We start from the raw sequence: 24,775 nt of genomic DNA on the forward strand, positions 1-24,775 counted from the left end.
GGCGAGATCATTGCTATTATGCGAGGGGGCGAAATGTCGGCGTGGCGGGCATTGCTTGGGGCTAAGCTCCAAACAAAAACGGCCCCGCAAGGACGAGGCCGCTTTACTTCGAGAAACAGCCCCTACTTGGCCTTTTCGTAGAGCTCGAGCACATAATCCCAGTTGATGAGATTGTCGACGAACGCTTCGAGGTACTTGGGACGGGCGTTACGATAGTCGATGTAATAGGAGTGCTCCCACACGTCGACGCCGAGGATCGGCGTGCCGCCGTGAACGAGCGGATTCTCGCCATTCGGCGTCTTCGTGATTTCGAGTTTGCCGTCCTTTACAGACAACCAGGCCCAGCCTGAACCGAACTGCGTGGTGCCGGCGTTGATGAAATCCGTGCGGAACTTGTCGTAGCCGCCAAGATCGGATTCCACGGCCTTTTCGAGCGCGCCCGGCAGTTTCTTGCCGCCGCCGCCCTTCTTGAGCCAGTGCCAGAAATGCAGATGGTTGTAATGCTGGCCGGCATTGTTGAAGAGGCCGGGATTCTTGCCGAAGGACTGCTTGACGATCTCTTCAAGCGAAAGATTTTCGAGACCAGCTTCGGCAGCCAGTTTGTTGCCGTTGTCAACGTAAGCCTTGTGGTGCTTGTCGTGATGGTATTCGAGCGTTTCACGCGACATAAAGGGCGCAAGCGCATCGTAATCATACGGCAGTGCGGGCAATTCGAAAGCCATGGAAGTCTCCTCTTCGATTAATTCTGTGACCGGATTGGCCGCCCGGCTGGGTACCGGTGCGTTGGTCGCCAATCCTGACAAAACCTGCCTTCGTTACATAGGTCCCAATTACTTCAGGAGCAATGCGAAACGGATCAATATTTCTGGCCATTACCTTTCGGCGGGTTAAATTTTCGGCGTGGAATGCGCAAACTCCCAATAAAGCTCCCGCGCCTTCTTGGCGATCGGACCCGGTTGAAGGTCGCGATCCTCGATGCGGGTAACGGGAACGACCTTCGAATGGTTCCCCGTCGAGAAAATCTCGTCGGCGCTGAGGAAATCATGAACGCTCAACGTCGCCTGCGTCGTGCGGAAACCGTAGTCGGCAAGCACATCGATCGTGCGGGCGCGCGTGATTCCGGAAAGGAACGTCCCGTTGGGCGCAGGCGTGAAGATATGACCGTCCTTGACGAGGAAGATATTGGAGGTGCCGGTTTCCGCGACGTTGCCGAGCATGTCGAGGACGAGCGCGTTGTCGAAGCCACGGGATTTCGCTTCCGTGATCGCCCGTGCATTGTTGGGATAAAGGCACCCTGCCTTGGCGTTGGTCGGCATCGTCTCGAAGGTCGGGCGCCGGAATGGCGAGACAGTGACCGAGAAACCGCTCGGCGCAATCATCGGCGCCTCATAGAGGCACAGGCAAAACCGCGTCGATTCCGGATCCGCGGGTACGCCCATATAGCCGCCATGCTCGGCCCAATACATCGGCCGGATATAAACGGCGGTATTGCCGTCGAACTTCTTTAATCCATCATGGGTCAGCCCGATGATTTCATCGACGCTCATCGTCGGATTGAGCCCGAGCGCAACCGCTGAGGCATTCACGCGCGCCGCATGACGGTCGAGATCGGGGGCAACGCCCTCGAACCAGCGCGCTCCATCGAAGACCGATGATCCCAGCCACATCACATGGCTGCGCGGACCGATGAGTGGCACATTTCCTTCATACCAGTCGCCATCGACATAGGTCCATGTCAATGTCTGGGCTTGCGTACTGACGGCCATGATGCTGCTTCCATTCCCTGTGATCTGCTTTTCCTATCGAACGGCCAATTGCCTTCAAAATCAATGGCAGTTTCGGCTTCAAACGCCAAGTACCTATTGGCTCTTCATGTTCTTAGACGAAGGTCTAATTGCCAAAATGCGCGGACTCCAGGATTATAAAATCACAGTGTTCCTGCTCCTCGCCGTTTCTCCCCTTTGGCGAGGGTATCTTAACAGACCCGCCAAGGGTCTGTTTTTTTATGTCGATCCGATCGAACAATTTGGCTCGTTGGCAGCGAGCAAAACGATCTTTCACGAAGTGTTTATCCGCCGGTGAACGCGCTTTCAGTCGTTCCCGCGCCGTTTTGTTGCTTGGCAGCAACAGTGGCGCCGCCGCCTTCATTGCGCCCTATTGTAATCGGCTCGCGGCCATAATCATTGTGCGTCTAGAGCAACCACAAGCGTTTGTTCAAACCCATCCTTCCACGAATTTGGTTCAATCATGCAAAATACAATATCACGTCGCGGCTTTCTTGCGGCGTTGACTGCGACGGCCGCCGCCGGCCTCTCCGGTTGCGCAACAATCCGCGACGATCTTCCCGTCATCCAAGTGGACGACGCCGGCAATCCGCTCATGCAACCGCAAATGGATGTGGACCCGGCATTTGCCTCGTACGCGGAAATGTACTCCGCCCGGGAAGACGGCGGACATTCTCTGCCGGCCATACCGATCGCCAAGATGGACAAGCGCTATCTGCGCCAGATCGTCCCCGATCCGACAGGTGAGCGCCCCGGAACGCTTGTTGTCGATACCAACGACAAGTTCCTCTATCTCGTACGCGAAGACGGCCAGGCTGTTCGCTACGGCGTCGGCATCGGCAAGCAGGGCTTTTCATGGTCCGGCCGCGCGGTGGTCCAGTGGAAGCGCCATTGGCCGACCTGGACGCCGCCAGACGAAATGATCGCCCGCCAGCCGGACCTCGTAAAGTACAGCGCCCGGAATGGCGGCATGGAGCCCGGTCTCAAGAACCCGCTCGGCGCACGCGCGCTTTACCTATTCCAGAACGGTGTCGATACGCTTTATCGAATACACGGCTCGCCGGAATGGTGGTCGATCGGCAAGGCGGTCTCGTCCGGCTGCGTCCGACTCATCAATCAGGATGTGATCGATCTGTACGATCGCGTTCCGAACAAGACGCCGGTGCTGGTGATCTAGCGAACTGACGAAAAGGGCCGGCAGCAACCCGCCGGCCTTTCGCAATGCTAATCAATGCTAAAATAACGGTGCCTATCGCCGGCTCAGGCTTCCGAGGATGCCCCGCACCAGGGCACGCCCGAGCGAGCTTCCGACCGAACGGACGACGGACTTCATCGCCGCCTCGGCTACCGTCTGCCGGCCGCGTGGCTGGCCACCGCGCGGGCCGGGCTTGCTGCTGCCGCCGAGGATATCCGGAAGCGTCCAGCCACTCGTGCTGTCCGCTTCCTCGACCTGTTTGGCTGCGTCGGCTTCGGTCTTGGCCTGTTCGGCCTTCTTTTGCAGGAGTTCGTAGGCGGATTCGCGATCGACCATCTCGTCATACTGACCCGCAACGGGGCTGGCATTGATCAGGCGCTGGCGTTCGTCGCTGGTCAGCGGTCCAATGCGGCCGGATGGCGGCCGGATCAGCGTGCGCTGAACCATGGATGGCACCCCCTTGTCAGCGAGCGTCGAAACCAGCGCCTCGCCCGTGGCGAGGTTGGTGATTGCCGCGAATGTATTGAAGTCGGGGTTCGGCCGAAACGTATCGGCGGCCGTTTTCACCGCATTCTGCTCACGCGGCGTATAGGCGCGCAGTGCATGCTGCAGCCTGTTTCCGAGTTGCGAAAGTACGGTCTCCGGTACATCCAGCGGATTTTGCGAAATGAAGTAGACGCCAACGCCCTTCGAACGAATGAGGCGAACGACCTGCTCGACACGGGTGAGCAGCGCCTTCGGCGCTTCGTTGAAAAGCAGATGTGCCTCATCGAAAAAGAACACCAGACGCGGCTTTTCCGGATCGCCCACTTCCGGCAATTCCTCGAAAAGCTCCGACAGGAGCCAGAGCAGGAATGTCGAATAGAGGCGCGGATTGTTCATCAGCTTGTCAGCGGCAAGAACGCTGACAACGCCGCGCCCATCCGTGCCGGTGCGCATGATGTCGGAGATCTTCAGGGCCGGTTCGCCAAAGAACTTCGTGCCGCCTTGCTGCTCGAGGACGAGCAGCGAGCGCTGGATCGCTCCGACTGACGGCTTGGTGACGTTGCCATATTTGGTAGAAAGCTCTTCGGCCCGCTCGGCGACGTTGACCAGCAAGGCCTGCAGGTCCTTCATGTCAAGGAGCAGCAATCCGTCCTCGTCTGCAATCTTGAAGGCGATGTTCAGCACCCCCTCCTGAGCGTCGGTCAGGTTCATCAGGCGTGAGAGCAGCAAGGGGCCCATTTCCGAGATGGTGGCGCGAATGGGATGTCCCTGCTCGCCGAATATATCCCAGAATATAACCGGCGATGCGCTGAGCTCATAGGGATCGAGCTTCACATCGGCGGCGCGCTTGACGAGAAAATCCTTCGCCTCGCCTTTGGCTGCGATGCCGGAAAGATCGCCCTTGATGTCGGCGCAGAACACCGGGACGCCCGCCTGGGAGAAACCCTCTGCCAGCACCTGCAGTGTCACCGTTTTGCCGGTGCCTGTCGCGCCGGTGATGAGGCCGTGCCGGTTGCCGAATTTCAGCAGCAGCGATTCTGCCTGCTGGTAGCTGTCGTCGGGTTTGCGGCTTGCACCAAGAAAAATGCTGTCAGCGGCCATGTCGTTCGATCCTCGCAGGAAGTCACTCATTACACGGTATAGACAGCCAATCTGGATGCGACAATGGTTGCTTGGGAATAATGGCGAGGGCAAGCCAGCTTGAGCGTATGTGACGGGACCCGTTCACGCAGATTTGCGTGATTTTTATTGCCTGCGTCGCAAGGCCCAGCGGTAATTTTCCGCCCTTCTACGATAATTTGCCGAGGTGCGTTTTAGAGGTGTCATCCAAGCTGAAATAGACTTGTGCGGCGCGGATTTCGCGCATATTACGTAAACGTAATTCATAACGAGACGGGAGATTAGCCTCATGGAAGAACTCATCGCGCGGATTTCCGCCAATGTCGGAACCGATCCGGCAACCGCCACCAAGGCCGTCGGCCTGATCCTCGCTTTCCTGCAGAAAGAAGGTCCCGCGGACAAGGTCGGCGAACTCATTTCAGGCTTTCCCGGTGCCGAAGCCGCCATTGCTGAGGCGCAGTCAGGCGGCGGCCTACTTTCCGGCCTGATGCCGGGCGTTATGGGCCTCGGCTCGAAGCTCATGGGGATCGGGCTCGGCATGGGCGAAATCAGCGGCATTTCCAAGGAAACCATCGCTTTTGCCCGCGAAAAGGCCGGCAGCGGCCCGGTTGACGAAGTGGTCAATTCGATACCCGGCCTCAGCCAGTTCGTCTGATTTTATGCCATTTTTATAAAAGCGCGCGCCGCCTGGCGCGCGCTTTACCTTTTTCAGGTGCGATTGATCGAAACACCACCATCCACGAGCATGGCCGATCCTGTCGTGAAGCTTGCTTCATCCGAGGCGAGGTAGAGCACCGACTGGGCAATCTCGTCCGGGGTCGCAATCCGCTTCAGCGCGTGCATTCCCTCGACGAATGCGCGCTTCTCGGGAGTATCGGTCCAGGCATCCGCCAAGCGTGTCGCAGTACCGCCCGGCAGGATCGCATTCACTCTTATGCCGCTCGGCCCCAACTCGGCCGCGAGCGTTTTCATGAGGCCGATGATGCCCGCCTTGCTCGCTGCATAGGCAGCAGCGCCCGGCATTCCAGCCGTGTAGCCAACGAAAGTGGACGTAAATATCAGTGAACCACCACCGCGACGCTGCAAAGCCGGTATCTGATGTTTTGCACCCAGAAAAGCGCCCGTCAGATTGACATCGAGTGCGTTGCGCCAGCCTTCGAGTGATATTGCGGCGCTCGGCCCCATTTCGCCGTTTATCCCGGCGTTGTTGAAGGCGATGGCGAGCCCCCCGAAACGGCTCTCCGCCAATGCCACCGACGCAGCAGCAAATTCTTCGTCCGTGACATCTCCCGCAAGTGCGGCCGCCCTGCCCCCGTTGCTTTCGATGGCATCGACAAGATCGTCGAGTTCATCTTGACGCCGTGCCGTCACGACCACGTTTGCACCCTCGTTCGCAAATAGCAGCGCCGTTACACGACCTATCCCGGAACTTGCACCGACGATGAGTGCCGTCTTGCCTTTAAGTCTGTCCATTTTCGCTGCCTTTCAGCTTTCGATCCTGATGCAGAAATTTCACAACCGCGCAGCGCCAGCCACCCGAAACCTGCGCGTTGTCCAACACTTAGCAAACGTGGCAAAAAAGCCCGCTTTCTCAATATGTTGGCCAAACGGCACTTTGCTTTGTTGCGAAGCAGCATGAGTCCTCCTAAAGTCGCCGACAAAAATGCGCCGACCGGGAGTAAGCATGGACTCGTCACTGATCATGGAAACGGAATTTGCGGCAATTGACCGGGATATATGGGTCAAGCTTGCGCAAAAGGCCTTGAAAGGCGCCGATTTCGATGAATCCCTGACATCCAGGACCGACGATAACATCAAGATCGAGCCGCTTTACGAGCGCCGGCGCAAGGCGCAGCTCACGCCGCGCAAGAACCCTGCGCAGCCGTGGCGTATCGTCCAGCGCATCGACGATCCGGATCCGGCGCGCGCCAACAAACAGCTGCTTGAGGATCTTGAGAACGGCGCTACCGGCATCGCACTCGTCTTCGAAGGCGCGCCGAACGCCTTCGGCTACGGCCTTCCCTCGACCCGCGAGGCTGTCGACGAAGTGCTCTACGGCGTTCATCTCGACATGATCCACCTGCGCATGGATGTGCACCCGCGCAGCCGCGCCTGTGCCGACTGGTTCGTCGACTATATGCGCCCGCGCGACGTCAACCCCAAGACGCTGAGCTTTTCGCTCGGCATCGATCCGGCGGCGACGCTTGCCGGTACGGGCCGGCTTCGCATGACGCTTGCAGCGTTGAAAGCATCGCTGCCGCAGTCCCTCTCGGGTTTCTTTTCGCCTGACCTGCCCGGCATCGTTCTCGAAGCCGATGGCCGCGTCTATCACAACGCCGGCGCTACGGAGGCGCAGGAACTCGGCGCCATGCTGTCGATCGCCGCCGGGCATTTCCGGCTGTTTGAAGAAGCACGCCAGCCCATCGTCTATGCGGCGCCGCATCTCGGTTTTGCGCTTTCGCTCGACCAGGACCAGTTTCTGTCTATCGCCAAGATCAGGGCGTTGCGCCGACTGTGGGCGCGGCTCCAGCAGATCTGCGGCAGCGTTCGCCCTGCTCCCGCTGTGATCCATGCCGAAACTTCCATGCGCATGATGACGAAGCGCGACCCGGAAACCAACATCCTGCGCACGACGATTGCCGCTTTCGCCGGCGCTGTCGGCGGCGCCGACTCGATCGCAATCCTGCCGCATACGATCACCCATGGCCTGCCTGATCCGTTTGCCCGCCGCCTCGCCCGTAACACGCAGCTTATTCTCGCCGACGAAAGCAATCTCGCCTTCGTCGCCGATCCCGGGTGCGGGTCCGGGGCTGTCGAGGGGCTCACCGAAGCGCTGTGCAAGGCGGCATGGAAGGAGTTCCAGGCGCTTGAGTGCGACGGCGGTATTCTGCAAAGCCTCGTCGACGGCAAATTCCAGGCGCGCATCGTTGAGGCCCGCAACCGGCGCGCCGCCGAATATGCGACGGGCAAACGGGCCATCGTCGGCACCACCATCTTTCCGCCGAAAAAGGAAAGGCCGGTACAGGTAATCGACGCACCGCACATGCCGCTGCCGACCGACGGCGTTGTACATTGCGAACCGCTGAGCTTTCCGCGCATAGACGAAACCTTCCAGGCCGCCGAGTAAAATGAGAATTCCGGATTTCACCACCATCGATTGGCAAGAGCCGAAACCGCTGCCATCCAGGCTCGACAGGTCAAGTTGGAAGACGCCTGAAGGGATCAAGGTCAAGCGCAGCTATGGCGACGCCGCCGTGAAAAATCTTCCGCATCTCGACAGCTATCCCGGCGCAGCGCCCTTTATTCGCGGGCCCTACCCGACCATGTATGTGCAGCAGCCCTGGACGATTCGCCAATATGCGGGCTTCTCGACGGCCGAAGAATCCAATGCATTCTACCGGCGCAATCTTGGTGCTGGCCAGAAGGGCTTGTCCGTTGCGTTCGACCTTGCAACGCATCGCGGCTATGACAGCGACCATCCGCGCGTTGCCGGCGATGTCGGCATGGCCGGCGTCGCTATCGACTCCATTCTCGACATGCAGCAATTGTTCGACGGCATCCCGCTCGGCGAGATGACGGTTTCGATGACCATGAACGGCGCCGTCTTGCCGATCCTTGCGCTCTATATCGTTGCGGCCGAGGAGCAGGGGGTCGCGCAGAAGCAGCTGGCGGGAACCATTCAGAACGACATTCTGAAGGAGTTCATGGTTCGCAACACCTATATTTATCCGCCGCAACCATCGATGCGGATCGTCTCCGACATCTTCTCCTACACGTCGGAGAACATGCCGAAGTTCAACTCGATCTCGATCTCCGGCTATCATATGCAGGAGGCCGGTGCGACCGCCGATCTCGAACTTGCCTATACGATTGCCGATGGCATCGAATATGCCCGCGCCGGTGTTGCGGCTGGCCAGGACATCGACAGTTTTGCGCCCCGCCTCTCCTTCTTCTGGGCGATCGGCATGAACTTCTTCATGGAAGTCGCCAAGCTGCGCGCGGCACGCCTGCTCTGGGCGGCGCTGATGAAGAAGAACTTCAATCCGAAGGACGAGCGCTCCCTGTCGCTGCGCACCCATTCCCAGACGTCTGGGTGGTCGCTGACCGCGCAGGATCCGCACAATAACATCATGCGCACGATGATCGAGGCGATGGCGTCAACGCAGGGGCACACCCAGTCGTTGCACACCAACTCCTTCGATGAAGCGCTGGCCTTGCCGACCGATCACTCGGCCCGTATTGCACGCAATACGCAGCTGATCCTGCAAAAAGAATCCGGCACCACGCGGATCATCGATCCCTGGGGTGGATCGGCCTATGTCGAGCGCCTGACGCACGATCTTGCGGCGCGGGCCCTGGCGCATATCGAGGAAATCGAAGCGCTCGGCGGCATGGCGAAGGCAATCGAAAAAGGCATTCCGAAAATGCGCATTGAGGCTGCGGCGGCGCGCACGCAGGCCCGGATCGACAGCGGCCAGCAGCCCGTCGTCGGTGTCAATTCCTATCGCCCGACGCAGGACGTCGAAGTGGACGTCCTCAAGGTCGATAATGCGGAGGTCCGCGCTCGCCAGCTTGCCAAGCTCCAGCAACTCAAGGGCACGCGCGATGTTGCTGCGGTCGACGCCGCACTTTCCGCGCTGACAAGCGCCGCGAAGGCTGGAACCGGCAATCTCCTTGATTTTGCCATCAAGGCTGCGCGCGCCCGCGCGACGGTGGGCGAGATATCCCTGGCACTCGAAAAGGCTTACGGCCGTCACGTGGCGGAGATTCACACGATCTCCGGCGTCTATCGCAAGGAGATCGGCAAGAGCGATGCGGTCGACCGGGTGCAGGCGAAGGCAGCCGCCTTCGAGAAGCGCACCGGAGAGAAGCCGCGCATTCTCGTTGCCAAGATGGGTCAGGACGGCCATGACCGCGGCCAGAAGGTCATCGCAACTGCATTCGGCGATCTCGGCTTCGAGGTCATCGTTGGCGCCATGTTCCAGACACCTGAGGAGGTTGCCGATCTTGCCGTTGAAAGCAACGTGCGCATCGTCGGCGTATCATCGCTTGCGGCAGGCCACCTTACCCTGGTGCCGGAACTCAAGGCAGCTTTGAAACGTCACGGCCGCAATGCCATCCTGATCATCGTCGGCGGTGTCATCCCGCCGCAGGATTTCAACGCGGTTCTCGAGGCCGGCGCGACCGCGATCTTTCCGCCCGGCACCGTCATTGGTGAGGCCGCCGAAAAGTTGATCGATAAATTGCTGGATTCATTGTGACATGATCTTTGTCTATACGCTCGAAGAAGATTACCTGATGGCGAGCGCCGCACTTGCGGGCGCTGAACTGCCGGCAAACACCGTTTGGGTTGACCTCCTCAACCCGACGCACGAGGAAGATCATCACGTCGAAAGCTGGATGAAGGCGTCGATCCCGACCCGTGACGACATGCATGAGATCGAGGAATCGAGCCGCTTCTACGCCGAGAACGGTGCGCAATATCTGACAGCTCCAGTCCTGTACTCCACAGGCGAAAACAGCCATGGCATCGGCCCGATTTCCTTCATCCTGACGGGTCAGCGCCTGGTTACGGTACGGTATACCGAGCCGAAATCGTTCAACCTCTATATCAGCCGCGCGACGAAGCCCGGCAACGGCTTAATCAACAACAAATGCACGGGCGTCAGCATCCTTCTCGGTCTTATCGAAGCGGTGACCGATCGTCTCGCCGACATCCTCGAAGACGTTGCTGGCCGAATTGATCTGAACTCGCACGCAATCTTCCGGCGCTCGGAAACCGACAAGCCGATGACCACCAAGAATTTCAGGGACAGCCTCAACCAGATCGGCATAACGGGTGCGTTCCTTTCGAAAGTACGTGAAAGCATCACGGGCGTCAGCCGCCTTCTCGTCTATATGACTGCCTTCACCAACCAGGAGCCGTACAAGAAGGATACGCGCGGCTGGATCAAGTCCCTGGAGCGCGACACGCAATCGCTGAGCACCTATGTTGACTTCCTTTCAAACAAGGTGACGTTCCTGCTCGACACCGTGGTCGGCCTGATCTCGATCGAACAAAACGCCATCATCAAGATTTTCTCGGTCGCGGCCGTTGCCTTCATGCCACCCACCCTTGTCGCCTCGATCTACGGCATGAACTTCCATCTGATGCCGGAACTCGACTATCGCTGGGGCTATCCAATGGCCCTTTGCATTATGATTGCTTCGGCGGTGGTTCCGCTGCTGATCTTCCGCAAGAAGGGCTGGCTGTAGCGCACCCTACGAAGGTCTACTTGAAGATTGGCGATTTTCTGTGTTATAATTTTTGTTATAACATTGGAGCTGAGCCATGAATGTCACGTTAAGAAAGATCGGCAATTCCGAAGGCGTGATCCTGCCAAAGGACGTTCTCGACCGCCACAACCTCAAGGCAGGCGATCAACTCGTTCTGACTGAAGACGCCGATGGCCTTACTCTTCGGGCTTTGCACGATGATCCCGAAGCGTTTGAGAAAAAAATGCAGATCGCACGCGAGCGTATGAAAAAGTACGAGACCGCCTATCGCGCTCTCGCCAAATGATCGAGTTCCATTCTCGCGAGTTCGTGGAGTCGCTTCACGCGGAGCAACTGCGCCTGCACGGCGGCGCTCCGGGTGTACGCGAAGTCGGAATGCTTGAATCAGCTCTAAATCGGCCGCTGCAGAAGGAAGCTTACGGCGACCCCGATCTTTGCGAGCTTGCCGCAGCCTATCTCTATGGCATCGTCAAAAATCATCCGTTCATCGACGGCAACAAACGCACCGGATTTGCGGCAGCCGATCTTTTTCTCGTTTTTAATGGGTTCAGCATCGAAGCACCGGCTGAGGACATCATCCAACTGGTTTTAAGTGTCGCCGCCGGCGAAATCGACGAGACCGGCGCGGCAATGTTTTTCCGCGACCACATAGAAGCGATCTAAAGTCCAATGATTTGAGTCGGCTGGCTCAGTTGTCTTCAGTTGTGATTCAACTTCAAGGCGAGACGGCTATTTTCGTGATTTCCCATTCGTGACCGTTTAACTCGAACGTATCGCCGACTGACTTTCCGAACATCACCTTCGCCATCGGCGCCACGTGCGAGATCTTGCCGTGGCTGGCGTCGACCTCATCCTCACCGACAATCTGCCAGGTCTGGGTCTTTCCCGCATCATCGGCGATGGTTACGCTCATGCCGAAACGCACAACATCACTCTTCGGATCGGGATGCGAGACTTCGGCCGTTTCGCGGCGCGCCGTCCAATAGCGCAGGTCGCGCGACGCCCGGGCGATCAACTCGCGATCCGCCTCCGCGTTGCCCTTGGCCAATTCCTCGTGCAGCGCGGCGATCTCGGCATCGATCATGGCGAGCCCGCGTTCGGTTACGAGATTGCGATGCGGACTGATCGGACGTTCGCCAAAATCAATCGAGGCATTGCTGTCGTCCTGTTTGGTAAAAGCACTGCTCATTACTCCAAAGTAGGGATTGCCCGCCCCAACAGCAAGTGCAATCCTTTGATGTATCCAGACCCTCGCTCTATTCTGCCTGCAACGCCAAGGAACAATCATGATCAGCAGACGACTTGTCCTCGCCGGTCTGACCGGGGTCGCCTTCAACCACGACTTCCAGCAGGTTGCGCAAGCAGCATCCAACGCGTCTGAGCCGCTCAACGCCGTCGATTACGGTCTTCAACCGGGATCGACACAGGATCAAACGGCGAAATTCAACGCGCTTCTCGAGAGCGCCAGCGCCAAAGGCAATCAGGTTTTCCTCCCGGCCGGGAGCTATATCGTTTCCGCCATCCTATGCCCGTCCTATGTCAATATTCTCGGCGTGACCGGCCAAAGCCGCATCGTCTATGCGGGCACAAGCGGCTTTGTCCAGGCAAACGACTCCAAGCTGATCCAGTTCACCGGACTCGTTTTTGACGGCAACGGAAAAGAGCTCGGCGACAAGGCGAAGGGGCTCATCGAGGCCAACAATGTCAGGACCTTGTTGATCCGCGATTGCACAATCGTTGGATCGGCGCAGAACGGGCTTTCGCTCTTTCAATCGGGCGGCGCAATCGACGGCAACCGGATTTCGGGCGTAGCCGACGCCGCGATATTTGCCGCCAATTCTGCGGACCTTGCGATCACCCGCAACACGATCAGCGATTGCGGCAATGGCGGCATCCTTGTTCATCGTTACGACAAGGGCCGCGACGGAACCATCATCAGCGGCAATCGCGTGCAAAAGATCCGGGCCGATTCCGGCGGAACGGGCCAGAACGGCAATGGCATCAATATCTACAAGGCCGATAATGTCATCGTCGCAGACAATGTCGTCAGCAACTGCGCCTTCACGGCCGTGCGCGGCAACAGCGCTGGAAACATCCAGATCACCGGCAACAATTGCACGGGCAGCGGCGAGACGGCGATTTACTCCGAGTTTGCGTTCGAGGGCGCCATCATCGCCAACAATATCGTCGACGGCGCCGCCAATGGCATATCGATCGTGAACTTCGACGATGGCGGGCGCCTCGGTACCTGCACCGGCAATATCGTACGCAATCTGTCGGTGAAGGGCCCATATGCAGGCACATTCGGCATCGGGATTTCGGCGGAAGCGGATAGTACCATTACCGGAAATCTTGTTGAGGGCGCACCGACATACGGCCTCCAGCTCGGTTGGGGACCTTACATGCGCAATCTCGTTGCCAGCAGCAACATCATCCGCAATTCCGGCGAAGGCATCTATGTAACGGTCGTCGATGGGGTTGGACCGGCCATCATCACCGACAATATCATTCAGGGTGCAACCAAAGGCGCGATTGTCGGCCACAAGTGGGAAGAGGTTGCGATAAAGGATCTTACCCAGAAGGGCTCGGCCTATCCCAACCTCGTCGTCGAGCGAAATATCGTCAGTTGATTCCCGCCTCGGTCAGCTCTTCCGTCGGGCTGATAACCCCATAGGTGATGCCGTTCCAGTTGCGCATTTCGCGATCGGCAAACCTGTCGAGCTTCGACTCAAGCTCCGCTTCATTGCGGAAAATACGCGCCAAGACCGTCGCAATCATTGCCTCGGCAGCGCGCGTCGCGCCATCGTCGCACTTGACGGCGATGCCGAGCCCAAGCTCGGGGACGGCTCCGACAAAGACACCCTCGGCGCCCGTCTTCACGAATAGCCGGCCGGGAGCCATTTCCATGAGTTCGGTGCAGGCGCGGTGTGTGCCGGCCACATAGAAGGGAGCAGCCATCGCCGCGTCCATCAAGCGCCGCGCCGCCTTCGCGCGCGCTGGCGCAAGGTCGGTCCCCGTCGCCATGCGCGCAAAGCCATGCGCAAGGTTCTTGAGGGGAATAGCATAGGTCGGTATGGAGCAGCCGTCGGTGCCGCAATAGTCCAGCGTGTGGGGAGCGCCGGTAACGCTTTCCATCGCTTCGCGCACCATATCCTGTTCAGGCGAGCCCAGCGCCGAGTAGCCGCGCGTCTCGACGCCAAGGTGCCGGCAGGTGCAAAGAAACCCCGCATGCTTGCCCGAGCAATTGTTGTGGAGCGCCGTCGGCTCCTGCCCGCTCTTGGCCAGCGCAATGAGTACCGGCTGCTGTGTCGGCCAATGGGCGCCGCATTCGAGCGCCGAAACATCAAGGCCGGCTCGTGCCAACATGTCGGCTGCCCGGCTCACATGCTGGGGCTCGCCGGAATGCGATGCGCATGCCATAGCAAGCTCCTCATTGCCGAAACCATAAGCATCGGCTGCGCCGCTTTCGACAAGCGGCAGCGCCTGGATCGCCTTGATCGCAGAGCGCGGAAATGTCGGGCGCTCGATATCTCCGAGCGAATAGACGATTTTGCCGTCGCCATCGGTAACAACCACCGAGCCGCGATGACGGCTTTCGACCGTTTCACCGCGGAAAACCTCAACGAGAACCGGATTAGTCATGGGAGATCATCTTTCAATTGGGTCGAAAATCTTGCGCCTCGCCGATTTATAGGCCGTCCCGCCATTGATACCAAGCTCGGCCAATCGGAATCATTTCATGGGGTTGGCGCGCGAAGCTGAAAGGTTGAATCAGCGCCTTCAAGCCGATTCAACCTGTGGCCGAACCTATTTGATCCGTTCGAGAACGGAAACGTAGTTGGCGACCGCCGCGCCGCCCATGTTGAAGATGCCGCCAAGCTTTGCGCCGGGGACCTGGATGCCGCCTGCCTCACCGGTAAGCTGCATCGCCGACAAAACGTGCATCGACACCCCACTTGCACCAATCGGATGCCCCTTCGCCTTGAGTCCCCCTGACGGATTGACCGGAAGGCGACCATCCATGGCGGTCTGGCCCTCGAGCGCGACCTTGGCGCCCTCGCCCGGTTTCGCCAGACCCATCGCCTCATATTCGATAAGTTCGGCAATCGTGAAGCAGTCATGAGTCTCGACGAAGGAGAGATCGTCGATTGTAACCCCGGCCTGCGCCAAGGCGCGCTTCCACCCTAATGCGCATCCTTCAAATGAGAGGATGTCACGCTTCGAGATGGGCAGGAAATCCTGAACATGCTGGGCGGCACGGAATGCGACGGCGCGCTTCATTTTGAGCGCGGTTTCTGTATCGGTTAGGATAAGCGCCGCAGCGCCGTCGGAGACGAGGGAACAATCGGTGCGCTTGAGCGGGCCGGCCACGAATGGGTTCTTTTCGCTCTCCTGCCGGCAGAATTCATAGCCGAGATCCTTGCGCATCTGCGCATAGGGATTGCCGACGCCGTTCTTGTGATTCTTCGCGGCGATCATGGCCAGCGCATCGGACTGGTCGCCATATTTCTGGAAATAGGCGGCGGCGATCTGGCCGAAAACGCCGGCAAAACCCGCCGGAATATCGCCTTCCTCGGGAAGGTAAGATGCTTTCAGCAGATTCTTGCCGATCTCCGGGCCAGGTGTAGAGGTCATTTTCTCGACGCCGACGACGAGTACAACCTTGGCCGCGCCCGCCCGAATGGTCTTGATCCCCTGATGAACCGCCGCCGAACCCGTGGCGCAGGCATTCTCCACGCGGGTCGCGGGCTTGAAACGCAGCGCATCGCTGGCTTGGAGGACGAGGCTGGCCGTGAAATCCTGCGGCGAGAACCCCGCGTTGAAATGCCCGAGCACGATCTCGTCGACATCCTCGGGACCGATCCCCGCATGTTCGAGCGCTCCGATCGCGGCCTTGACGATCAGGCTTTCGACCGTTTCACCCTCGAGTTTTCCAAACGGCAAATGCGCCCATCCGACGATGCAGGCTGTCATCTTGTTTCCTCCACAAATGTCATGGCCATTGACCTAACCACGATCAGACTTTTGTTCAAGGTGCATGCCCGTCGTGGCGAACAAGACCGCCCAAACTCGTGCTCTTAATCCTACTCCTTTCCACACACCGGCGCAGAGATTTTTATTGATTGACCAGTCAATCAAGAATAGATTTGCGGGAAACAGGATGCCGGGCAATGCCGAAATTAGGAATGGAACCGTTGCGTAAACGCGAGTTGATCGATGCTGCGATCCGCACCATCGGCCAACGCGGCTCGCTTGATGTGACTGTTGCGGAGATCGCCCACGAAGCCGGTGTTTCGGCGGCGCTGGCGCATCACTATTTCGGCGGCAAGGAACAGTTGATCCTGGCAACCATGCGGCATCTCCTGAAGGAACTCGGCAACGATCTCCGCAATGCGCTGCACAAAGCGCCAACAGCCGCTGAGCGCGTTGCGGCGGTCATCGCAGTCAACTTTTCGGCCTCGCAATTCGCGCCGGAGACGGTGGCAGCGTGGCTGACATTCTATGTCCATGCACAAAAATCCGATGAAACGCGCCGTCTCCTGCGCATCTATGCGAGGCGCACCCATTCGAACCTGGCCTATGCGCTCGGACAAATGACCGATCGGGCGGCGGCAGCGCAGATCGCCGAAGGGGCAGGCGCAATGATCGACGGCCTCTATATCCGCCATGCGCTGCGCAATGGCGCACATGAGGCGGCGTCGGCTATCGCCCTCGTCGAAGACTACGTGAATATCAAACTCGCAGCCGCCGGAGCACTGCAATGACAAGGCCCAACATTCTCATCATCGTCGTCGATCAATTGAACGGCACGCTTTTTCCGGATGGCCCGGCGCCTTTCATCCACGCGCCGCATCTGAAGGCGCTTGCCAAGCGTTCAGCCCGATTTGCAAAAACCTATACGGCCTCGCCGCTCTGCGCCCCGGCGCGGGCATCGCTTATGTCGGGCCAATTGCCTTCGCGCACGCGGGTTTACGACAACGCTGCCGAATTCGCTTCGGACATTCCGACCTACGCGCATCATTTGCGCCGTGCCGGCTACTACACCGGCCTTTCCGGAAAGATGCATTTTGTTGGACCGGACCAACTCCACGGTTTCGAAGAGCGGCTGACAACCGATATTTATCCTGCCGATTTCGGCTGGACGCCTGACTATCGCAAGCCCGGCGAGCGGATCGACTGGTGGTATCACAATCTCGGATCGGTGACCGGCGCCGGCGTTGCCGAGATCACCAACCAGATGGAATATGACGACGAGGTTGCGTTTCACGCCCGGCAGAAGCTCTACCAGCTTTCGCGCGAAGCCGATGATCATGCACGGCGCCCCTGGTGCCTGACCGTTTCCTTCACGCATCCGCACGACCCCTATGTCGCCCGCCGCAAATATTGGGATCTCTACGAAGGTTCGGAAGCCCTCGACCCCGCTGTCGACGAGATTGGTTTTGCCGATCAGGATCCGCATTCGCAGCGTCTGCTCAAGGCCTGCGACTACGAGGCCTTCGACATTACGGCCGATCAGGTACGCAAGGCGCGCCAGGGCTACCTCGCCAACATTTCCTATATCGATGACAAGGTCGGCGAGATTCTCGATGTTCTTCAGACGACCCGGATGCTTGACGATACGATCATCGTCTTCACCTCGGATCACGGCGACATGCTCGGCGAGCGCGGCCTGTGGTTCAAGATGAACTTCTTCGAAGGCTCGGCACGCGTGCCGCTCATGATCGCTGGCAAGGGCATCGACGCGCAGCTTGTCGAGGCGCCCGTATCGACGCTGGATATCACGCCGACACTGGCAGCACTTGGCGGTGTGGATATTGCCGAAGTACTGCCATGGACCGATGGTGAGGACCTTGGCCCGCTCATGCGCGGCGATGTGGCGCGCAAATCACCCGTGCTTTTGGAATATGCGGCTGAAGGCTCCAATGCACCGCTCGTTGCGCTGCGCGACGGTAAATACAAGTTCGTGCACTGCGAGATCGACCCGCCGCAACTCTTTGATCTTGAATCGGATCCGCACGAACTCAACAATCTTGCGGGCGATCCCGGTCACGCGGGGGCAGTCGCGGATTTCACGGAAAAGGCTCGTGCGCGCTGGGATATGGCCGCCTTCGATGCAGCAGTGCGCGAGAGTCAGGCGCGGCGCTGGGTGGTCTACGAAGCATTGCGCAACGGTTCGTACTACCCCTGGGACTATCAGCCGCTGCAAAAAGCCTCCGAGCGCTACATGCGCAATCATATGGATTTGAACGTTCTGGAAGAGAATGCCCGCTATCCGCGTGGCGAGTGAGACCGGGCATGGAAGCAGATTTCGTCATTATCGGTTCGGGTTCCGCCGGCTCCGCCATGGCCTACCGCCTGTCGGAAGACGGCAAGCATTCGGTGATTGTCATCGAATATGGCGGCACCGATATCGGGCCCTTCATCCAGATGCCGGCCGCGCTTTCCTTCCCGATGAACATGAGCACCTATGATTGGGGTTTCAGCTCCGAACCCGAGCCGCACCTCGGCGGTCGCAGGCTGGTCACGCCGCGTGGCAAGGTCATCGGTGGATCGTCGTCGATCAACGGTATGGTCTATGTGCGCGGCCACGCCCACGACTTCGATCACTGGGCCGAGACCGGCGCCGCCGGCTGGTCCTATGCCGATGTGCTGCCCTATTTCAAGCGGATGGAAAATTCGCATGGCGGCGAGGCGGGATGGCGCGGCACGGACGGCCCGCTCAACGTGCAGCGCGGGCGCCGCGACAATCCCCTGTTTCACGCCTTCGTCGAGGCAGGCAAGGAAGCAGGCTTCGAAGTCACCGACGACTATAACGGCTCGAAGCAGGAAGGCTTCGGAGCGATGGAGCAGACCATCTACAAGGGGCGGCGCTGGTCGACGGCGAACGCCTATCTGCGCCCTGCCCTCAAGCGCCAGAATGTCAGCCTCGTCAATGGGTTCGCGCGCCGTGTGATCATCGAGAATCAGCGCGCGACCGGCGTCGAGATAGCGCGGCGCGGCAAAACCGAAATTGTCCGGGCGCGGCGCGAAGTGATCATTGCCGCCTCTTCCATCAACTCCCCCAAGCTGCTCATGCTGTCCGGCATCGGTCCGGCCGCGCACCTCAAGGCGCACGGCATCGATGTTGTCGCTGATCGGGCAGGTGTCGGCCAGAACCTGCAGGACCACCTCGAAGTCTATATTCAGCAGGAAAGCCTCAAGCCGATAACGCTCAATTCCAAACTCGGGCTTGTTTCCAAGGCGATGATCGGGGCCGAGTGGCTGTTCTTCAAAAGCGGGCATGGTGCCACAAACCATTTCGAATCCGCAGCCTTCGTGCGGTCGAAACCCGGTATCGATTATCCGGACATCCAGTACCATTTCCTGCCCGCCGCGATCCGCTACGACGGCAAGGCGGCTGCCAAGGGCCATGGCTTCCAGGCCCACGTCGGACCAATGCGCTCGAAGTCGCGCGGCAGCGTAACGCTGGCCTCATCGGATCCGTTCGAAAAGCCGAAGATCGTCTTCAACTACATGTCGCATCCGGACGACTGGAGCGACTTCCGCCATGCCGTGCGCCTGACCCGCGAGATTTTCGGCCAGTCCGCACTTACCCCTTATCGCGGCCGCGAAATTTCCCCGGGCTCGCACGTGCAATCGGATGATGAAATCGACGATTTCCTGCGCGAACATGCCGAGAGCGCCTTTCATCCCTGCGGTACCTGCAAGATGGGCGCGACCAGTGACCCGACCGCCGTGGTCGATCCGCAATGTCGTGTCATCGGGGTGGAGGGACTTCGCGTTGCCGATTCGTCGATTTTTCCGCGCGTGACCAACGGCAATCTCAACGGTCCATCGATCATGACCGGCGAAAAGGCTTCGGACCATATTCTCGGTCGCGATCCACTGCCGCGTTCCAACCAGGAGCCCTGGATCAATCCGCGCTGGCAGGTGAGTGACCGGTAAGGTATCCATACGCATTCAAAGGAGAGCACCCATGCGCGCGCAGCCGAAGGCATCGCATTTCATCAACGGCCGGTTTGTCGAGGACAAGGCGGGCAAGCCGCTTGATGTGATCTACCCGGCTACCGGCGAGACCATCGCCAGGCTTTTCGGCGCAACGCCTGCCCTCATCGACGAGGCGGTTCAGGCGGCAGCCGCGGCGCAACCCGCCTGGGCGGCGCTGAAACCGGTAGAGCGTGGCCGCATCCTGCGCCGCGCCGCCGATATCCTGCGCGCCCGCAATGCCGAGATCGCTGAACTTGAAACGCTCGATACCGGTAAGGCCATTCAGGAAACGCTCGTCGCCGATCCAGCCTCGGCCGCCGATGCACTCGAATTCTACGGCGGCATCATTGCCGGGTTTAATGGCGAGATGATCGAGCTTGGCGGCTCCTACGCCTATACGAGGCGCGAAGCTCTCGGCGTCTGCGTCGGCATCGGCGCCTGGAACTATCCGATCCAGGGCGCCGGCTGGAAATCGGCACCGGCTCTCGCAGCGGGCAATGCCATGATCTTCAAGCCTTCGGAAAACACGCCGCTTTCTGCTCTGGCGCTCGCGGAAATCTACAAGGAAGCCGGCCTGCCTGACGGCTTGTTCAACGTTGTCCAGGGTTTTGGCGATGTCGGCTCCCAGCTCGTCGACCATCCGCTCGTCGCCAAGGTATCGTTGACCGGCTCCGTGCCGACCGGCAAGCGGGTCCTTGCCCAGGCGGGCTCGCACATGAAGCATGCGACAATGGAACTCGGCGGCAAGTCCCCGCTCATCATCTTTGACGATGCCGACGTGGAGAATGCGGTCGGCGGTGCGCTTCTCGGCAATTTCTATTCGACCGGCCAGGTCTGCTCCAACGGTACACGTGTTTTCGTCCAGGGTGGTATCAAGGATCGCTTCCTGGAGCGCCTGACGACCCGCACGAAAGCCATCCGCCTCGGCGACCCGCTCGACCCTGACATCCACCTTGGACCGCTCGTCAACGCGGCGCAGCGCGACAAGGTCGTGTCCTACATCGAGAAGGGCAAGGAAGAGGGGGCGACTCTCCATTACGGCGGCGGCGTACCGCAGATGCAGGGATTTGAAGGCGGCTGCTTCGTCGAGCCGACCATCTTTACCAATGTGACCGACAATATGATCATTGCCCGTGAGGAGATATTCGGGCCGGTCATGGCCGTTCTCGATTTCAAGGACGAGGACGAGGTCATCGAGCGCGCCAACGACACGGAATTTGGACTGTCGGCTGGCGTGTTCACGCAGGATCTTGCGCGAGCGCATCGGGTCATCAGCCAGATGAAGGCCGGCACCTGCTGGATCAACACGTACAATCTTGCGCCGGTGGAAATGCCTTTCGGAGGGTTCAAACAGTCTGGCGTCGGGCGTGAGAATGGCCTCGCCGCGCTTTACCACTATAGCCAGATAAAATCGGTCTATGTGGAGACAGGGAAGGTCGAAAGCCCTTACTGATCGACCAAGTGCCCGTTACTTGCCGACATAATCCACGTATTGCGTGAGCGCGCAGACGAGGTGATAGAAGATCGAGGCGGGAACGTCTTCCGCCTTGGCGCGGCCGGTCTCGTCGATGAGATCGATCCACAGCCCCCTCGGCGCCGGTTCGATGTGCCAGCGAAACAGCCGGCCCACACGCGCCTCGATCTCCGGCTTCAAATTCGGGCCGCCATTGCCGTCAAGCGCGATAGCCGCCTTAACGGCTTCAGTCTGCGGCCAACTGCGTGAATTGGTGTCGAGCGGCAGGCCATGGCGCGACACGGCGCCATAGGCAAGGCCCGTCGCCCGGTTGAGGCCGTTGGCAATGGCCGAGGAATAGAGCTTGCGCGCAAAGCGGACGAGATCCTTTTGCCCGGATGCGGCGGCGAAATTGACGAGCAACGAAGCCCATTCGAAGTGATGGCCGGGTTCGGTCCACTCGCCTTCCTCGCCGGGCGCCCGCTCCCAATCATTGGTAAAGTACTCGCCCAGCGTCCAAGTTTCCGCATCGAACATGTGGTGGCGGAAAAGATCGACGATGCGCGCCGCCCGTTGCAGATAGTCGCGATTGCCGGTGGCGTTATACCAGGCCAGAAACGCTTCGAGCAGGTGCATGTGCGGGTTGGAGCGGCGCAGGCCCTTGCCGTCCGGGGTTTCCAGAAAGCCGGTCAGGCGCGCATCGGCGAGATACTCGTCGATGAAGGCAAATGTTTCGGTGCCGAGCGCGAGCGCTCCCGAATGGCCAGCCTTATGCGCATGGGCAAGCGCCAGCAGGACGAAGGACTGGTCATAAGCATCTTCCGTGGCGTCGAGCACGCTGCCGTCTGGGTTGAAGGTCTTGACCCAGCCGCCGCGGTCGGTACGGCCGTTCCTGGTGATAAAATCGATCCCGTGATCGATCAGCGCCGCTGCCGGGCCGTCCCAGCCCATTTCGTGGGCGACGGCAAAGGCATAGATCTGCCTGCCGATGGTGCGCATGCGTTTCGGCTTGGCAACCGGCGTCGACTCGAAGGACAGCGCCTCGTGAAATCCGCCGAAACGCTCATCAACGCCGACGGTCGACCACAGCGGCAGCGTCTCACTGAACAGCCAGTGGCGCACGCGGTTGGCATAGGCGCCGACCTGCGGGAGCCTGTCTTGCGAAGGGGTGAACTTGGTTTCGAGCCGTCCCGACTTTTCCAGTTGCTCGACGATCTTGCGCACGTTCTGGCTTTCGCTGACCGGGGCGACGAAGGTTGCATCCGCCGTCGCTACAACAGCGGTGTCGCGCAGGCCTACGACAGAAAGCAGCCCGCCTTCGCTGCGCAGATAGCTGTGCTCGCAGTCGATGGCGACGACATCGCCAACTATGACGTTGCCGTTGGCGTCGACCGAACCTACATCGAGCAGCGACTGCCAGGAGCCGAGGTCGTTCCAGCGGAAGGTCGCCGGGACGAGCGCGATACCCGAAGCCCGTTCCATGATGGCGTAGTCGACGGAAATCGAGGGCACTTCGGCATAAAGCTCATAGGGAAGATAGGTGCCGGAAACATTGGTGTCGGCAGCGTCGAGTGCGGCGACGGCCTTGTCCCATATTTCCGCAGCGTGCGTTTTGAAGGCTGCGCGCATGGCGCTGGCACGGAAAAGAAAAATGCCGGCATTCCACAAAAAATTGCCCGATTCCAGATAGTCCTTGGCCTTGGCTTCGTTCGGCTTTTCGACAAAGCGCACGACATCGCGCGTGCCCTCGCCCGTCGCCCCGACCTCGATATAGCCGAAGCCGGTCTCGGGACGGTCCGGCTTGATGCCAAAGACAACGATCCGCCCGGCCTTTGCCGCGGCAACGCCGGCTTCAACGGTGTTCCAGAAATCGCGATCGGTGGTGATCTCATGGTCGGAAGGCACGACGAGCACAAGGTCGTCGCCATGCTCCCGCAAGGTCACTTCGGTGGCAAGCACCACGGCCGAGGCAGTGTTGCGGCCCATCGGCTCGAGGATCGGCCGCCCACCCGCGAGGTCGACGCCGGCAAGATCATGCTGGATGCGCGCGGCGTGTCGTTCCGAGGCGAGAAGATAGACAGGTACAGCCGTGTCGTCTGCCCGCGCGCTCATGCGCCGGACCGTTCGTAACAACATCGAACCTTGACCGGAAAGATTGTGGAACTGCTTCGGAAAATCCTCGCGCGACAGCGGCCATAGCCGCGAACCAACACCGCCGCTCATGACGAAGCTGATGATCTTCTGCTTTTCCGCCGCCATCGAATGCAGCCCCGCACTTTCTAAGTATTGAAGACTTGATGCCAATCGATACAGGAGTTTGGAGGGCGATCACAGAGGAAAATAAGGCGTAGGACGCTCGGAAAAAGGTTTCCAGAGCATTATCAAAAAGTGGATAGAAACGACTTGCAGGTACCGAGACCGGACGGTATATACCGCGCGTCACTGGTTACGGAGTGTAGCGCAGCCTGGTAGCGCACCTGCTTCGGGAGCAGGGGGTCGGAGGTTCGAATCCTCTCACTCCGACCAGTTGAATCAGGCCAAGCCACGGCAATACGCTTTTTAGTCAGCAACGCTTGAAAATATCCTCAAGATATACAGCGGCCTTCGCTTGAGGCGTTGTCTTCATTCGTGTCGGCGCAAAAACAAAACGCCGATCGAAACGGGCTTGGTTTACGGGGCTCATGGCCAAGACGTCGATTTGCCGATCGAGTTCTGCTCCATCAGCGAAGCGCTTGTATGCCGTTCCAACATCCTCGCGGACATTGGCGTTTTGAACAGCAGGAACTCCGGGAATGGACAACCCTACGGTTCTGCAAAAATCGTCAATCGTATCATTCAAGGGATATGGCCGAATAATCGTCTCGATTTGCTTCTTTGAGAGGCCGTCGCTCACTCGCTCGTAATCGAACCAAAATATCCAAGACTCATATTGAAGAAACCCTAGGTCGAGTATCTCTTCAAGATATTCGGAAAAACTCCGCCGGAACCCGTGCTTTAGCAATTCCAGATAAAGACTTTCGGCGTAGTCAGCCGGCCTACGCAGATAGATTACGATCTTGGGCTTAATCGCAAGCCACTGAAGATCGTCAAGAAAATCGTAAAAACCATCATTCTCTACGAGACAGCCTTCGAAGTCTTCACTCGACAGCAGGATATTTCGAAGCGGCGTATCCAGCATTTCAGCGACGAGATCGGCCGGTCGAGAGGCCGTACCCACCGCACGGGGATCATTCATAAAGACCCATGCGGCCAGATGATGACCACTCATCGCGCGGCAAGCGCGAGGATAAAGAAATCCTGCGGCTTCGATGGCCGATTGCTGAAGCTGCAAGAAGTTTTGGAGCGCCGTAGTTCCCGTTTTATGCAATCCAACATGAACGTAGCAACTTTTCTCGATCAGCATCTTGCGTTCTCTCAGGGCCAGAAAACGTTTATACTGGGCTATCGAGTTTAGGCAACTTGTACGCGTATAAG

At 59.2% G+C, this 24,775-nt stretch carries 21 protein-coding genes and 1 tRNA gene; 13 read left to right on the top strand and 9 right to left on the bottom strand.

The window, feature by feature from the left end:
* Positions 1-122: 122 nt before the first annotated feature.
* Positions 123-722 (bottom strand): superoxide dismutase, encoded by a 600-nt coding sequence (locus HQ945_RS03075; RefSeq protein ID WP_027229990.1) that lies wholly within the window; start codon positions 720-722, stop codon positions 123-125.
* Between the two features lie 165 nt (positions 723-887).
* Positions 888-1,766, bottom strand: coding sequence for a branched-chain amino acid aminotransferase (locus HQ945_RS03080; protein WP_153667904.1), 879 nt, complete (start codon positions 1,764-1,766; stop codon positions 888-890).
* Positions 1,767-2,247: 481 nt separating this feature from the next.
* Between HQ945_RS03080 and HQ945_RS03085 the strand changes: the two genes are divergently transcribed.
* Positions 2,248-2,961, top strand: coding sequence for a L,D-transpeptidase (locus HQ945_RS03085; RefSeq protein WP_027229992.1), 714 nt, complete (start codon positions 2,248-2,250; stop codon positions 2,959-2,961).
* A gap of 72 nt (positions 2,962-3,033) precedes the next feature.
* On the opposite strand, the gene HQ945_RS03090 is transcribed toward HQ945_RS03085, so the two are convergent.
* Entirely contained in the window at positions 3,034-4,566 is a 1,533-nt protein-coding gene (locus HQ945_RS03090; RefSeq protein ID WP_113282050.1) for a helicase HerA-like C-terminal domain-containing protein, read from the bottom strand.
* A 307-nt stretch (positions 4,567-4,873) separates the two neighbouring features.
* Between HQ945_RS03090 and HQ945_RS03095 the strand changes: the two genes are divergently transcribed.
* Positions 4,874-5,239 (top strand): DUF2267 domain-containing protein, encoded by a 366-nt coding sequence (locus tag HQ945_RS03095; protein ID WP_174207642.1) that lies wholly within the window; start codon positions 4,874-4,876, stop codon positions 5,237-5,239.
* A gap of 53 nt (positions 5,240-5,292) precedes the next feature.
* On the opposite strand, the gene HQ945_RS03100 is transcribed toward HQ945_RS03095, so the two are convergent.
* Entirely contained in the window at positions 5,293-6,057 is a 765-nt protein-coding gene (locus HQ945_RS03100; protein ID WP_113282051.1) for an SDR family oxidoreductase, read from the bottom strand.
* A 211-nt stretch (positions 6,058-6,268) separates the two neighbouring features.
* On the opposite strand from HQ945_RS03100, the gene HQ945_RS03105 reads away from it, so the two are divergent.
* From HQ945_RS03105 to HQ945_RS03125, 5 genes are all read left to right on the top strand, one after another.
* Positions 6,269-7,711 carry a methylmalonyl-CoA mutase subunit beta gene (locus tag HQ945_RS03105; protein WP_113282052.1) on the top strand — a complete coding sequence of 481 codons (1,443 nt, stop codon included), beginning with the start codon at positions 6,269-6,271 and terminating at the stop codon, positions 7,709-7,711.
* A gap of 1 nt (position 7,712) precedes the next feature.
* Positions 7,713-9,845, top strand: a complete 2,133-nt coding sequence (gene scpA, locus HQ945_RS03110) for a methylmalonyl-CoA mutase (protein WP_174207643.1) — start codon at positions 7,713-7,715, stop codon at positions 9,843-9,845.
* A gap of 1 nt (position 9,846) precedes the next feature.
* The gene (locus HQ945_RS03115; RefSeq protein ID WP_113282054.1) at positions 9,847-10,839 is read left to right on the top strand and encodes a magnesium transporter CorA family protein; all 993 of its coding nucleotides are present in this window, start codon (positions 9,847-9,849) and stop codon (positions 10,837-10,839) included.
* 76 nt (positions 10,840-10,915) lie between these two features.
* Positions 10,916-11,146 (top strand): AbrB/MazE/SpoVT family DNA-binding domain-containing protein, encoded by a 231-nt coding sequence (locus HQ945_RS03120; RefSeq protein ID WP_027229999.1) that lies wholly within the window; start codon positions 10,916-10,918, stop codon positions 11,144-11,146.
* A complete protein-coding gene (locus tag HQ945_RS03125) occupies positions 11,143-11,523 on the top strand; it encodes a type II toxin-antitoxin system death-on-curing family toxin (protein WP_113282055.1) in 381 nt (126 codons plus the stop codon). Before HQ945_RS03120 ends, HQ945_RS03125 begins: the two co-directional genes overlap by 4 nt.
* Positions 11,524-11,575: 52 nt before the next feature.
* Here the strand turns inward: HQ945_RS03125 and HQ945_RS03130 are convergent, their stop codons facing one another.
* Positions 11,576-12,049 carry a GreA/GreB family elongation factor gene (locus HQ945_RS03130; protein ID WP_027230001.1) on the bottom strand — a complete coding sequence of 158 codons (474 nt, stop codon included), beginning with the start codon at positions 12,047-12,049 and terminating at the stop codon, positions 11,576-11,578.
* Positions 12,050-12,146: 97 nt separating this feature from the next.
* On the opposite strand from HQ945_RS03130, the gene HQ945_RS03135 reads away from it, so the two are divergent.
* Positions 12,147-13,490: a TIGR03808 family TAT-translocated repetitive protein gene (locus HQ945_RS03135; protein WP_174207644.1), complete on the top strand. Its 1,344-nt coding sequence runs from the start codon at positions 12,147-12,149 to the stop codon at positions 13,488-13,490.
* On the opposite strand, the gene HQ945_RS03140 is transcribed toward HQ945_RS03135, so the two are convergent.
* Positions 13,483-14,502 (bottom strand): asparaginase, encoded by a 1,020-nt coding sequence (locus HQ945_RS03140; RefSeq protein WP_174207645.1) that lies wholly within the window; start codon positions 14,500-14,502, stop codon positions 13,483-13,485. The genes HQ945_RS03135 and HQ945_RS03140 overlap by 8 nt on opposite strands.
* A gap of 165 nt (positions 14,503-14,667) precedes the next feature.
* Complete coding sequence (locus HQ945_RS03145) at positions 14,668-15,834, bottom strand: acetyl-CoA acetyltransferase (RefSeq protein ID WP_174207646.1); 1,167 nt, start codon at positions 15,832-15,834, stop codon at positions 14,668-14,670.
* A gap of 197 nt (positions 15,835-16,031) precedes the next feature.
* On the opposite strand from HQ945_RS03145, the gene betI reads away from it, so the two are divergent.
* The 4 genes from betI to betB are packed head-to-tail and all read left to right on the top strand — an operon-like array spanning position 16,032 to position 21,301.
* Entirely contained in the window at positions 16,032-16,625 is a 594-nt protein-coding gene (betI, locus tag HQ945_RS03150) for a transcriptional regulator BetI (protein ID WP_174207647.1), read from the top strand.
* A complete protein-coding gene (gene betC, locus HQ945_RS03155; RefSeq protein ID WP_174207648.1) occupies positions 16,622-18,148 on the top strand; it encodes a choline-sulfatase in 1,527 nt (508 codons plus the stop codon). Before betI ends, betC begins: the two co-directional genes overlap by 4 nt.
* Positions 18,149-18,156: 8 nt before the next feature.
* Positions 18,157-19,806: a choline dehydrogenase gene (gene betA, locus HQ945_RS03160; RefSeq protein ID WP_113282063.1), complete on the top strand. Its 1,650-nt coding sequence runs from the start codon at positions 18,157-18,159 to the stop codon at positions 19,804-19,806.
* A 31-nt stretch (positions 19,807-19,837) separates the two neighbouring features.
* On the top strand, positions 19,838-21,301 hold the full coding sequence (betB, locus tag HQ945_RS03165; RefSeq protein WP_113282064.1) for a betaine-aldehyde dehydrogenase: 1,464 nt from the start codon (positions 19,838-19,840) through the stop codon (positions 21,299-21,301).
* A 15-nt stretch (positions 21,302-21,316) separates the two neighbouring features.
* Here the strand turns inward: betB and HQ945_RS03170 are convergent, their stop codons facing one another.
* Positions 21,317-23,560, bottom strand: coding sequence for an AGE family epimerase/isomerase (locus HQ945_RS03170; RefSeq protein ID WP_246272477.1), 2,244 nt, complete (start codon positions 23,558-23,560; stop codon positions 21,317-21,319).
* A gap of 190 nt (positions 23,561-23,750) precedes the next feature.
* Between HQ945_RS03170 and HQ945_RS03175 the strand changes: the two genes are divergently transcribed.
* Positions 23,751-23,827, top strand: a tRNA-Pro gene (locus tag HQ945_RS03175).
* Positions 23,828-23,864: 37 nt separating this feature from the next.
* Here HQ945_RS03175 and HQ945_RS03180 read toward each other — a convergent pair.
* On the bottom strand, positions 23,865-24,704 hold the full coding sequence (locus HQ945_RS03180) for a hypothetical protein (protein ID WP_174207649.1): 840 nt from the start codon (positions 24,702-24,704) through the stop codon (positions 23,865-23,867).
* Positions 24,705-24,775: the final 71 nt, after the last annotated feature.

Source organism: Phyllobacterium pellucidum (genome assembly GCF_013327855.1).
Lineage (GTDB): Bacteria > Pseudomonadota > Alphaproteobacteria > Rhizobiales > Rhizobiaceae > Phyllobacterium > Phyllobacterium pellucidum.